This window comes from Streptomyces cinereoruber (genome assembly GCF_009299385.1).
GTDB classification, from domain to species: Bacteria; Actinomycetota; Actinomycetes; order Streptomycetales; family Streptomycetaceae; genus Streptomyces; species Streptomyces bikiniensis.
In genome coordinates, this window is the sequence record NZ_CP023693.1 from 3,680,271 (window position 1) to 3,692,311 (window position 12,041).

The 12,041-nt window shown below is 73.6% G+C and carries 12 protein-coding genes; 3 read left to right on the forward strand and 9 right to left on the reverse strand.

The genetic code is table 11. The annotated features are described in order from the left end of the window. Positions 1-4: 4 nt before the first annotated feature. Positions 5-784: a class I SAM-dependent methyltransferase gene (locus CP977_RS16310; protein ID WP_152370348.1), complete on the reverse strand. Its 780-nt coding sequence runs from the start codon at positions 782-784 to the stop codon at positions 5-7. Positions 785-846: 62 nt separating this feature from the next. Here CP977_RS16310 and CP977_RS16315 point away from each other — a divergent pair, with 62 nt between their 5' ends. Continuing rightward, the gene (locus CP977_RS16315) at positions 847-2,745 is read left to right on the forward strand and encodes a S9 family peptidase (RefSeq protein WP_109186948.1); all 1,899 of its coding nucleotides are present in this window, start codon (positions 847-849) and stop codon (positions 2,743-2,745) included. A 24-nt stretch (positions 2,746-2,769) separates the two neighbouring features. Continuing rightward, positions 2,770-3,510: an SURF1 family protein gene (locus tag CP977_RS16320; RefSeq protein WP_062754158.1), complete on the forward strand. Its 741-nt coding sequence runs from the start codon at positions 2,770-2,772 to the stop codon at positions 3,508-3,510. Positions 3,511-3,610: 100 nt separating this feature from the next. On the opposite strand, the gene CP977_RS16325 is transcribed toward CP977_RS16320, so the two are convergent. The 6 genes from CP977_RS16325 to CP977_RS16355 all read right to left on the reverse strand — a co-directional run bounded on the left by CP977_RS16325 (position 3,611) and on the right by CP977_RS16355 (position 9,368). Further along, entirely contained in the window at positions 3,611-4,969 is a 1,359-nt protein-coding gene (locus CP977_RS16325) for a hypothetical protein (RefSeq protein WP_229991712.1), read from the reverse strand. Continuing rightward, positions 4,966-5,694, reverse strand: a complete 729-nt coding sequence (locus CP977_RS16335; RefSeq protein ID WP_079131133.1) for a SigE family RNA polymerase sigma factor — start codon at positions 5,692-5,694, stop codon at positions 4,966-4,968. Before CP977_RS16335 ends, CP977_RS16325 begins: the two co-directional genes overlap by 4 nt. A 360-nt stretch (positions 5,695-6,054) precedes the next feature. Continuing rightward, entirely contained in the window at positions 6,055-7,326 is a 1,272-nt protein-coding gene (locus CP977_RS16340) for an aspartate kinase (RefSeq protein ID WP_062754156.1), read from the reverse strand. A 225-nt stretch (positions 7,327-7,551) separates the two neighbouring features. Continuing rightward, a complete protein-coding gene (locus CP977_RS16345) occupies positions 7,552-8,214 on the reverse strand; it encodes a DUF5063 domain-containing protein (protein ID WP_062754154.1) in 663 nt (220 codons plus the stop codon). A gap of 90 nt (positions 8,215-8,304) precedes the next feature. Continuing rightward, a complete protein-coding gene (gene recR / locus CP977_RS16350; RefSeq protein ID WP_030206063.1) occupies positions 8,305-8,904 on the reverse strand; it encodes a recombination mediator RecR in 600 nt (199 codons plus the stop codon). Between the two features lie 128 nt (positions 8,905-9,032). Further along, a complete protein-coding gene (locus tag CP977_RS16355) occupies positions 9,033-9,368 on the reverse strand; it encodes a YbaB/EbfC family nucleoid-associated protein (protein WP_079131132.1) in 336 nt (111 codons plus the stop codon). Positions 9,369-9,689: 321 nt separating this feature from the next. On the opposite strand from CP977_RS16355, the gene CP977_RS16360 reads away from it, so the two are divergent. Continuing rightward, positions 9,690-10,442, forward strand: a complete 753-nt coding sequence (locus CP977_RS16360; RefSeq protein WP_208421032.1) for an SLATT domain-containing protein — start codon at positions 9,690-9,692, stop codon at positions 10,440-10,442. 32 nt (positions 10,443-10,474) lie between these two features. Here the strand turns inward: CP977_RS16360 and CP977_RS16365 are convergent, their stop codons facing one another. Further along, positions 10,475-11,128, reverse strand: coding sequence for a hypothetical protein (locus CP977_RS16365; RefSeq protein ID WP_062754149.1), 654 nt, complete (start codon positions 11,126-11,128; stop codon positions 10,475-10,477). A 137-nt stretch (positions 11,129-11,265) separates the two neighbouring features. Continuing rightward, positions 11,266-11,979 carry a GntR family transcriptional regulator gene (locus CP977_RS16370; RefSeq protein ID WP_062754146.1) on the reverse strand — a complete coding sequence of 238 codons (714 nt, stop codon included), beginning with the start codon at positions 11,977-11,979 and terminating at the stop codon, positions 11,266-11,268. Between the last annotated feature and the right edge of the window lie 62 nt (positions 11,980-12,041).

Genomic DNA, 12,041 nt, shown 5'->3' on the forward strand with positions numbered 1-12,041 from the left:
GGGTTCAGGCCGGGCGGGACGCCTTCACCGAGTACGTCAGCGGGACGCGGGGGCGGTCCGCGGGGAAGCGGTAGCAGCCGTCCTCGTGCCGCTGGAGGACGCCGTAGCGGGGAACGGGCGAGACGTCGTGCTCGTGCAGGAAGTCGATCCGCAGGCCCGCCCGCGCGAGCGCCGTGACGACCTCGCCGACCGGATGCGCCCGTTCCCCTCCGGAGTCGGGGTCGGGGTCGGGATCGGTGTCGGGGTCCGCGTCCGGCCCGGTGTCCGTCCACGGGTCGCGGACGAAGTGCTCGCGGACGAAGTAGTCGTGCACGATCCGGCTGCCGGTCTCGTCGTCGAGGGCGTCGGCCAGCGGATGGGGCTCGACGAGGTAGAGGAAGCCGCCGGGGGCGACGAGCGCGGCGGCGGTCTCCGCCCAGCGCTCGACGTCGGGCAGCCGGCGCAGCGCCCCGCCGCCGGTGTGGACGACGTCGTACGCGCGGTCGGGGACGGCCTCGGCCGCGTCGTACACGTCGGCGGCGACGAAGGCGGCCCGGTCCTGCGTGAGGCCCAGGTCGGCGGCGAGCGCGCGGGCGGTCTCGACGGCCTGCTCGGAGGGGTCGAGGCCGACGACGTGGGCGGCGCCCCGCCGGGCCCAGGAGAGGGTGCCCAGGCCGGTGCCGCACGGGAGGTGGAGCAGGGTCCGCCCGGTGACGTCCCCGACCTCCGCGACCTCGAAGTCCCGCAGGACGTCCTCGCCCGCGCGGTCGGCCCCGTGGGGGTCCTCGGGGGTCGGAGAGTCCATGTCGGCGAGGTTATCCACAGGCTGCGGAGCACGCGACCCGAATGTCCGTCGGCCGGAGCATGATGGGTGCCATGACTGAGAGCGAGAACCCCGAGAACCCCGCGAGCCCCGACGCGCCCGTCTGGGAGCAGCGCTTCCGCGCGCCCCGCGTCTCCCTGCCGGAGTGGGCCGAGGAGGCGCCGGACCGCTCGCTGTTCGTGTCCAACGCGACAGGGACGTACGAGCTGTACGCGTGGGACCGGGCGACCGGGGAGCAGCGGCAGGTCACGGACCGGCCGAACGGGACGACGGACGGGACGCTGTCCCCGGACGGCGCGTGGATCTGGTGGTTCGCGGACACCGACGGGGACGAGTTCGGGGTGTGGATGCGGCAGCCGTTCGCGGGCGGCGCGGACGAGCCGGCCGTGCCGGACCTGGCCCCCTCCTATCCGGCGGGGCTCGCGATCGGCCGGGAGGGCACGGTCGTGGTGGGCCGCTCCACGGACGAGGAGGGCTCGACGGTCCATCTCGTACGGCCCGGGGGCGGCGAGCCGGTCGAGATCTACCGGCACCGGGAGTCGGCCGGGGTCGGAGACCTGTCGTACGACGGCTCGCTGGTGGCGGTCGAGCACACCGAGCACGGGGACGCGATGCACTCGGCGCTGCGGGTCCTGCGCGCCTCGGACGGGAGCGCGGTCGCGGAGCTGGACGACACCAAGGGCGGCACGGAGGAGCTGGGCCTCACGGTCCTCGGCTTCGCCCCGGCCGCCGGGGACACCCGGCTGCTCGTCGGCCACCAGCGGCGCGGGCGCTGGGAGCCGATGCTCTGGGACGTGGCGACTGGCGCCGAGACCGATCTGCGGCTCGACCTGCCGGGCGACGTGTCGGCGGAGTGGTGTCCGGACGGCTCGGGCCTGCTGATCGTGCACGGCTACGAGGCCCGCAGCGAGCTGTGGCGGTACGAGATCGCCACCGGCGCCCTGGTGCGGGTGGAGACCCCGGCCGGCACGGTGTCGAGCGCGACGGCCCGGCCGGACGGCAGCGTGGAGTACCTGTGGTCCTCGGCCGCCGAGCCGCCGGTGGTGCGGTCCACGGACGGCGGGGTCGTCCTGGATCCGCCGGGCCCGAAGGCGCCGCCGTCGCTGCCGGTGGAGGACGTGTGGGTGGAGGGCCCCGGCGGCAGGGTCCACGCGCTCGTGCAGCGCCCCGCGGAGGGCGAGGGCCCGTTCCCGACGATCTTCGAGGTGCACGGCGGTCCGGCCTGGCACGACAGCGACGCCTTCGCGTCGGGCCCGGCGGCCTGGCTGGACCACGGGTACGCGGTGGTGCGGGTCAACTACCGGGGCTCGACGGGATACGGCCGGGAGTGGACGGACGCGCTGAAGCACCGGGTCGGCCTGATCGAGCTGGAGGACGTCGACGCGGTCCGGGAGTGGGCGGTGGCGAGCGGGCTCGCGGACCCGGAGCGGCTGGTCCTGTCCGGCGGCTCGTGGGGCGGCTATCTGACCCTCCTCGGCCTGGGCACCCGGCCGGACGCCTGGGCGGTCGGCCTCGCGGCGGTGCCGGTCGCGGACTACGTGACGGCGTACGAGGACGAGATGGAGGCCCTGAAGGCGCTGGACCGGACGCTCCTGGGCGGCTCGCCGGAGGAGGTGCCCGAGCGGTACGCGGCCTCGTCGCCGCTGACGTACGTGGACGCGGTGAAGGCGCCGGTGCACATCTCGGCCGGGGTGAACGACCCGCGCTGCCCGATCCGCCAGATCGACAACTACGTCGACCGGCTCGCGGCCCGGGGCGCGGTCCACGAGGTGTACCGGTACGACGCGGGGCACGGCTCCCTGGTGGTGGAGGAGCGGATCAAGCAGGTCGCCCTGGACCTGGCGTTCGCCGCGAAGCACCTGGGGACCCGGCCGGTCGAGGGCCCGTCCGGCGGATCGGGGGCGGACGGGCCGCGGTCGGGCACCCGGGCGACGGGGGGCTGAGCGGTCTTGCGTACCGTGGGGGGCGTGTACCGGTTCCTGAACACTCCCCGCTGGTGGGGGATCAACCTCTTCGTCCTCCTCGCGATCCCGTTCTGCGTCTTCATGGGGACCTGGCAGCTGGGCAAGTTCGAGGACCGCGTCGACTCCCACCAGGAGGCGGAGGAGCGGCCGGCCGTGAGCGCGGCGAAGGCCGAGCCGCTGGAGTCGCTGCTCCCGGTGGACAAGGAGACCTCGGGCCGCGCGGCCGAGGCGCGCGGCCGGTTCGGGGACCAGTTCCTCGTGCCGGGCCGCGAGCTGGACGGCCGGGCCGGGTCGTACGTCCTGACGCTGCTGCGGACGGACGGCGGCCGGTCCCTGCCGGTGGTCCGGGGCTGGCTCCCCGAGGGCGGGCGGGCGCCCGCCCCGCCGTCCGGCGAGGTCACGGTGGTGGGCGCGCTCCAGGCCTCGGAGAACCAGGGGTCGAAGGGCGTGAACACGGCCGGCGGGCTGCCCGAGGGGCAGCTCGGCATGATCAGCGCGGCGTCCCTGGTGAACGTGGTGACGGACGACGTCTACGACGCCTGGATCACCCTCGCGGACTCCCCCGCCGGTCTCACGCCGGTCCCGGCGGCGGCCGCGGCGGGCACGGGCCTGGACGCAAAGGCGTTCCAGAACCTGGGCTACACGGCGGAGTGGTTCGTCTTCGCCGGCTTCGTGCTCTTCATGTGGTTCCGCCTGGTCCGCCGCGAGGCGGAGGCCTCCCGGGACGCGGCGCTGGGGCTGTAGGCACCCGGAGCCCCAGGGCCGCCGAGACCGCCGAGGCCACGGAGCCACCGGGCCACCAGGACCACCGGGCCCTCAGGACCACCAGGTCCTCAGGACGCGCTCAGGACGCGTCCAGGAGGCCCGTGCGGTAGACCGTGCCGGAGCAGGCGTTGGGGACGACGGCCGCCTGGGAGGGGCCGCCGGGCTCCGCGGTGTGGCTGACGACGACACTGCCGTCCGCCGGGCCGTCCGTCAGGACGAGCTGGGCCGCCGGGCCGCCGTCGGCCGGGCCCGGCTCCGGGCTGCCGCCGGAACCGCCGGGGCCCGTGCCCCCGCTGGGCTCGGGGTTGCCGGTGGGCTCGGTCGGTGCGGGCGTCGGGGGCGGTGTGGTCGGCGGGTCCACGGGGGTGGTCGGCGTCGGGGTGGGGGTGGCCCCGGTCGTCGGGCAGGTCTCGCTCGGCACCCAGACGAACTTCACCTCGTAGGAGCCCTTCGGCTTCAGGAGGAGCCGGGAGGACTCCCGCGCGGCGCCGGCCAGGGCTCCGCCCGCGTCGCCGGAGGTGTGCCGGACCACCGTGATGCGCCCGGGATCGGCCGCTCCCCGGGCCTGGAAGCCGACGGCCCCGGGGCCGTCCACGACGCAGGCGCTGCCGGAGACGTTGACGACGCGGAAGCTGCCGTACACCTTGCCCTCGGCGTCGGGTCCGCCGGCCTGCGCGCCGCCGGCGCCGAGCTGGCCGGAGGCGCAGCGGTCGGCCCCGGGGGCGATCTCCTGCGTGTCCCCGGAGGCCTCGCCGGGGGCCCCGGCGCCGTCCTCGGGCTCGCCGGAGGACCCGTCGGTCACGCCCGTCCCGCCGTCCGGGCTCGGGGACGCGCTGTCCGCGGGGGGCTTGACGCTCTGGCCGCCCTCGACGCCGGTCTCGGCGCCGGTGCCGCCCTGGGCCTCCTCGCCGTGGCCGGCGTTGACGGGGCTGGCGGTGGTGGTCCCCTCCGAGGAGGCGACGTGCACGAAGGCGGGTACGGCCGTTCCGATGAGGACCGCGGCGGCCGCGGCGCCCACGACGGCCTGCCGCTTGCGGGCCCGCCGGGCGGGCACGGCACGGCGCAGGTGCTCCAGCGAGCCGAGGGAGGGTTCGAGGCCGTCCACGGCGCCGTGGAGCATCCGCCGCAGCGCCAGTTCCTCGTCCCCGGCGTCGCCGCCGTCCTCGCCGGCACCGGGCTCGATGTTCACCATGCGCTGTCCACTCAGATCGTCACGTTCGTCTCGGGCGCGGGCTCCGGAGCCCCCGGTGACCTTACGGCCCCCGGCGCCCGTCCCGCGTTCCTCGGGCTCCCCGTGGTCCTCGGCGCGGTCCTCGGCCCCCGCCCCGTGGTCCCCGGCGGCCCCGGGGCCGCGGTCACGGCCCTCCGGCGCCGCGCCGTCCTCCGGGACGGCCCCCTCCTCGGAGGCCCCGCCCCTCTCGCCGCGCGTCCCGCTCACGACGCCGCTCCCATCGCGACGCGCAGCGCCGCGATGCCCCGCGAGCCGTACGCCTTCACCGAGCCGAGGGATATCCCCAGCGTCTCGGCGACCTGGACCTCGGTCATGTCCGCGAAGTACCGCAGGACGAGCACCTCGCGCTGGCGCCGCTGGAGCCCGCGCATCGCCTTGATCAGGTCGTCGCGCTCCAGGCGGTCGTACGCCCCCTCCTCCGCGCTGGCCATGTCCGGCATCGGCTTCGTGAGCAGCTTGAGGCCGAGGATGCGGCGGCGCAGCGTGGACCGGGAGAGGTTCACGACGGTCTGGCGCAGGTAGGCGAGGGTCTTCTCCGGTTCGCGGACCCGCTTGCGGGCCGAGTGGACGCGGATGAACGCCTCCTGGACCACGTCCTCGCAGGAGGCCGTGTCGTCGAGGAGCAGCGCGGCGAGGCCGAGGAGCGACCGGTAGTGGGCGCGGTAGGTCTCGGTGAGGTGGTCGACGGTGGTGCCGACGGCCGGGGCGCCCTCGTCGCTCGCGCGGGGCGACGGGATGCCGTCCACCCGGTGGGACCGGGAATCGGTGGGCACGGGGGCGATCACCGGCATTCCGCCGAGGGCCCGCGGGCGCCGGAACGGGGCGACGACGGGTCCGCGTACGGAGTCGGCGACGCCGCTCCGTACGGGGAGCAACGCCGTGCCCGCGCCGCGCAGCGGGGCGATGGTCGCGATGTCGAGTACCTCTGCCACGCCTGTTGGACGCGCCTGCCCCGGGCAGGGTTGTACGCGCTCGCCGTCCTTTTCGACGGCGGGTTGTTCGTCCTCATGCGTAACCGTTCTCCCCCGATGCCCCGCTTTCACAGCGCGCCCGGCGCCACACGCCCATGGGTGCCCGCAGAGACGCGCCCCGCCCAACTACTGGTTGCAGCAAGGGGGAAGTGCATCGTCGTCCAGGACATCACCGCAGTTCAAGGGATATCTGACGCCTTTTTGCTCACAGGTCGTTCACAGATCGCACAAATCCGTGACACACGTCTCCCCCCGGACGGGCGGCCGGGGGAGCCACCGTACGGGGGGAGTCGCGAAAGGTCCGGGGAGGGCCGGGCGGGGTCAGCGCCCGGTGCCTCCGTAGACCACGGCCTCGTCCGAGTCGCTGTCCAGGCCGAAGGCGGTGTGGACGGCGCGCACGGCCTCGTTGACGTCGTCGGCGCGGGTGACGACCGAGATGCGGATCTCGGAGGTCGAGATCAGCTCGATGTTCACGCCCGCGTCGGAGAGCGCGCGGAAGAAGTCCGCGGTGACGCCCGGGTTGGTCTTCATGCCGGCGCCGACCAGGGAGATCTTGCCGATCTGGTCGTCGTAGCGCAGCGAGTCGAAGCCGATCGCGCTCTTCGCCTTCTCCAGGGCGTCGATGGCCTTGCGGCCCTCGGCCTTGGGGAGGGTGAAGGAGATGTCCGTGAGCCCGGTGGAGGCGGCGGACACGTTCTGGACGATCATGTCGATGTTGATCTCGGCGTCCGCGACGGCGCGGAAGATGGCCGCGGCCTCGCCCGGCTTGTCCGGCACGCCGACGACGGTGATCTTCGCCTCGGAGGTGTCGTGGGCGACACCCGAGATGATGGCCTGCTCCACCTTGGAGTCCCCTGTCGGTTCGTTGCTGACCCACGTGCCCTGGAGTCCGGAGAAGGACGAGCGGACGTGGATCGGGATGTTGTAACGGCGCGCGTACTCGACGCAGCGGTGCAGCAGCACCTTGGAGCCGGAGGCGGCGAGCTCCAGCATGTCCTCGAAGGAGATCCAGTCGATCTTCTTCGCCTTCTTCACCACGCGCGGGTCGGCGGTGAACACGCCGTCGACGTCGGTGTAGATCTCGCAGACCTCGGCGTCGAGCGCGGCGGCGAGCGCCACGGCGGTGGTGTCCGAGCCGCCGCGGCCCAGGGTGGTGATGTCCTTCTTGTCCTGGGACACGCCCTGGAAGCCGGCGACGATGGCGATGTTGCCCTCGTCGAGGGCGGTGCGGATCCGGCCCGGCGTGACATCGATGATGCGCGCCTTGTTGTGGACCGAGTCGGTGATGACACCGGCCTGGCTGCCGGTGAACGACTGGGCCTCGTGGCCCAGGTTTTTGATCGCCATGGCCAGCAGGGCCATGGAGATCCGCTCCCCGGCGGTCAGCAGCATGTCGAACTCTCGCCCGGAAGGAATCGGGGATACCTGTCCGGCGAGATCGATCAGCTCGTCCGTCGTGTCGCCCATCGCGGAAACCACGACGACCACCTGGTGGCCGTTCTTCTTGGCGTCCACGATCCGCTTGGCGACGCGCTTGATGCCTTCGGCATCGGCAACGGAGGAGCCTCCGTACTTCTGCACGACAAGGCCCACGTGCGCTCCTCGCTCAGTCTGTGCCGCAGCCGGCGCTGCGATCGGCTCAGTCTAACGAGGGACTCGAAAACGCCTACGAGGTATCGCATGCTGAGACAACCTGCTCAGCAAGTGATCACCGGGGCGAAAAAGCCCCGGTGACGCCCCGGTCACCCGTCGGCGATCCCGGCGCTCCGACGGCCTCGGCGCTCCGGCGCTCCCGGCGCTCCCGGCGATCCCGCGATCTCAGTGCTTCAGCGAGCGCAGCCCCAGCGGTCCCGCGATCTCCTGGATCATCACGCGGCCCGCCTCCTCCGCCAGGTCGTCGTCGCCCAGGTCCTCGTCCGTGTCGAGGCCGTCCAGGGCCGCGAGGGGCTGGTCGAGGCGGACGTGGGCGACGAGGGACTGGAGGGCGCGGAGGGTGGCCGAGGCGGTCGGGCCCCAGTTGGAGAAGTACGAGAACTGCCACCACCACAGGGCCTCGCTGGTCCGGCCCGCCCGGTAGTGGGCCAGGCCGTGGCTGAGGTCGGCGACGACGTCGGCCAGGTTGTCGGAGATCCGGGCCGGGACGGGGGCCTTGCGGGGCTCGTACGGGTCGAAGACCTCGGAGAAGACGTCAACCGGCTCCAGGAGGGCGGCGAACCGCTCGCGCAGGTCGTCCGCGTCCGGCTCCGGACCGGTGTCCGTCTCGTACCGCTCGTCCGGGACGATGTCCTCGTGGGCGCCGAGGCGCCCGCCCGCCAGGAGCAGCTGGGAGACCTCCAGGAGCAGGAAGGGCACCGTGCTGCCCGGCTCGTCGCCCTTGGCCACCTCGGTGGTCGCGACGATGAAGCTCTCGATGGAGTCGGCGATCTGGACCGCGAAGTCGTCGGGGTCCTGCGTGACGGAGTGCAAGGTGGGGTCAGACATGGGACTGCCTTCCTCGGAGCACCCACGCGTGGGCTGGGTCGTCATACATCCAGGTCGTCGTCATACGTCCAGGCCGTCGTACGTCCGTCGTCACACATCCAGCAGCCTCCGGCCCTCGAAGGCGCGGCCCAGGGTCACCTCGTCCGCGTACTCCAGGTCGCCGCCGACCGGGAGTCCGCTCGCGAGCCGGGTGACCCGCAGGCCCATGGGCTTGATCATCCGCGCCAGGTACGTCGCGGTGGCCTCGCCCTCCAGGTTCGGATCGGTCGCGAGGATCAGCTCGGTGACCGTGCCGTCCGCGAGCCGCGCCAGCAGCTCGCGGATGCGCAGGTCGTCCGGGCCGACGCCCTCGATGGGGCTGATCGCGCCGCCGAGGACGTGGTAGCGGCCGCGGAACTCGCGCGTCCGCTCGATCGCCACGACGTCCTTGGGCTCCTCGACCACACAGATGACGGTCACGTCCCGGCGCGGGTCCCGGCAGATGTTGCACTGCTCCTGCTGTGCCACGTTGCCGCAGACCGCGCAGAACCTGACCTTCTCCTTGACCTCCAGGAGGGCGTGCGCGAGCCGGCGGACGTCCGTCGGCTCCGCCTGGAGGACGTGGAAGGCGATCCGCTGCGCGCTCTTGGGACCGACGCCCGGCAGCCTGCCCAGCTCGTCGATGAGGTCCTGAACCACGCCTTCGTACAACGGAACGCCCTTCTCGGGTGTGCTTGATTCTTACGGTAGTGGCTGGGGCCGGGCCTTAGAAGCCCAACGGGAGCGGTGCTGCGGACGACCCCGCGGACGGCCCCTGTGGACAGACCCGCGCACGGGTCTCAGAAGCCGAGGCCCGGCATGCCGCCCATGCCCTGCGCCAGCGGGCCCAGCTTGGCCTGCTGGAGCTGCTGCGCGTTGTCGTTGGCGGCCTGCACGGCGGCGACGATCAGGTCGGCCAGCGTCTCGGTGTCCTCCGGGTCCACCGCCTTGGGGTCGATCACCAGGCCGCGCAGCTCGCCGGAGCCGGTCACGGTCGCCCTGACCAGGCCGCCGCCCGCCTGTCCGTCGACCTCGGTGGCCGCGAGCTCCTGCTGCGCCCGGGCGAGGTCCTGCTGCATCTTCTGGGCCTGCTGGAGGAGCTGCTGCATGTTGGGCTGGCCGCCACCGGGAATCACGGTCACTCCTGAGGGTCGATGTGCACGGGTCGATGTGCACGGGTCGATATGTCTGGCTCGGTACGCCGAGCCTACGTGCTCCCCGCCCGCCCTGCCTCCACCACTCTTTCGAGTGAGAAACTGCGGGCTCCTCTACCTGATCAACACCCCCTTGTGGGCGGAAATCCCGGGATTCCGGGCCCATCGCCCTCCATTCGGCGGTAGGAAGGGCAGGCACCACGTGCACCGCACGTCACAGAAGGACATGAGCGACACGAGCGCCGGGCCGAACAGAGGCGCTGGGCCGAACAGAGGAGTCCCCCGGTGAGCCAGCAGCCGGAGATGCAGCCGCCGGGGCACCCCGGGGGAGACGTCCGTCCCGAACCGACCGGCCGTGATCTGACCGGCCGCGATCCGGGCGGCCGTGACCTGACCGGCAGGGCCTTCCCCCTGGGGGACTGGGGCGAGCCGGCGGAACGGCTCGACGAGCTGTACCGCTGGGTGGAGGCGAACGCCCTGCGCACCGCCGAGTGGTACCTCTCCGACCGGGTGTGGAAGCGCCGCGCCGCCCGCCTGCTGCGGATCGGGACCGCCGTCGGGGTGATCGCGGGCGCCGCGCTGCCGCTGCTCGACCTGACCGGGGTGGCGGCGGGCACGGCCGGCTGGGGCTACCTGTCGCTGCTGCTGGGCGCCGCCTGCATGGCCTGCGACCGGTACTTCGGGGTGACGTCGGGCTGGATAAGGGACGTGGCGACGGCGCAGGCGGTGCAGCGGCGCCTCCAGGCGCTCCAGTTCGACTGGGCCTCGGAGAGCGTCCGGGAGGTCCTGGGGCCCACGGAGGGCACCGCCAGCGAGGCGGCCGAGCGCTGTCTGGGCGTGCTGCGCCGCTTCTCGGAGGACGTGACGGAGCTGGTACGGGCGGAGACCGCCGACTGGATGGTCGAGTTCCGCTCGGGTCCGGCGCCACTGGCGCTCCAGTCGGTCGGCGTGGTGCCGTCCCGGCCCGAGGCCGCCCCGCCGTCGGGCGGGCGCTTCCCGCTGCCGCCGGGCACCCGCCCGAACATGCCGCGCCAGCGGCCCCCGGAGGCCCGCTGAGGCCCCCGGGGGCGCCGGGAGCAACAAAGCGGCTAGCTCAGGATGATCATCGAGCCCTGGGCCAGGCTCCTGGTCGCCGCCGCGTGCAGCCCCAGCCACACGTGCCGCTCCCGGGCGAAGGGCCCCTGGTCGTACGGGGAGGGGCCGACGGCCGGCTCCTCCAGGGCGGTCGGCCGCTCCGGCGGCAGCGGGGCGGCCGGCGGGTTCGCCGGGTCGATGCCGATCGAGGGCGCCACGAACTGGAGCTCGCGCAGCAGGCCGTGCGAGGAGCCGAGCGGACCGCCGCCCTCCAGGAGCTCGTCGCTGGCGAGCGGCGCGGGGAAGTCGACCGGCACGTACGCGCCCGCGTGGTCGTAGTGCCAGACCAGGTGCGACTGCTGGGCGGTCGCCTCGAACATCTCCAGGAGCTGTTCGTAGTCCCCGCCGAGCTCGCCGACCGGCTCGACCGGCAGGCCGTGCACCTGGAGCAGGTAGGCGCGGCGCAGGAAGTGCAGGGCCTCGTAGTCGAAGCCGGCGACCGGGGCGACGTCGCCGGAGAGCCCCGGCATGTACGCGTAGACGGGCACGGTCGGCAGGCCCGAGGCGCTGAGGACGGCGTCGTAGGCAGCGATCTCTTCGGCGAAGGGGTTGTCGGGGCTGTGGCACAGCACGTCGACGAGGGGGACCAGCCACAGGTCACAGGCCAAGGGAGGCTCGCTCTCCGTCAGTTGCAGGGACGGCCAGGGTAGTCGGATCGTCCGACCACGCCCACCCGCTGAGGACCTGCCCCCGGAGCCGCCCCCTCAACCCGCCGGACCCCGCCGCCCGAGAACCGCGCCGACGGTCAGGCCCCGCCCCGGCGCTCCGGGGCCTCCAGCCGGTCCGCCCACTCCAGCGAGTGCGCGTTGTAGGCCCGTACGACCGCCAGGGCCGCGTCCGCGTCGCCGCGGGTGACCGCGTCGACCAGGTCCACGTGCCCGCTCCACAGCCACCCCAGGAGGTCCCGTTCGGAGCGCAGGTGGGGGACGGAGAAGACCCAGGCCTGGACGCGGAGCCGGTGCAGGAAGTCCGCGAGGTGGTCGTTGGCGGCGACCAGGCGCCCCAGCTCGTGCCAGTAGCGGATGTCGTACCCGATGAGGACGTCCAGGTCGCCGGCGCGGGCCGCGCGCGCGGCGGCCTCGCCCCGGCGGCGCACGGAGACCAGCGCGACCCCGACGCCGGGCTCGGGGCCCTGGGGCGGGCACGGGAGGGCGGTGGCGCGGCGCCGGAAGATGCCGTCCACGACGAGCATCCGGGCCTCGACCATGCGCCGGTAGTCGTCCACGGAGTACTGGTGGACGCGGAAGCCGCGGTGCTGGTCGGAGTCGAGGAGGCCCTGCGCGCAGAGGTCCACGAGGGCTTCGCGCACGGGCGTGGCCGAGACGCCGTACTGCTCCGCGATCTGCTTGACGGTGAACTCCCGCCCGGCCTCGAGACGGCCCGCGAGCACTTCGTCACGGAGAGCGTCCGCGATCTGCCGACTGAGGGTGCTGCGGGTGACGGCTCCGCTCGCGGGCATGGTGGTGGGTCCCCTCCGTCCGGTTCCGGACACCCTAGTCCAGACGGAGGGAACCTCTCCGG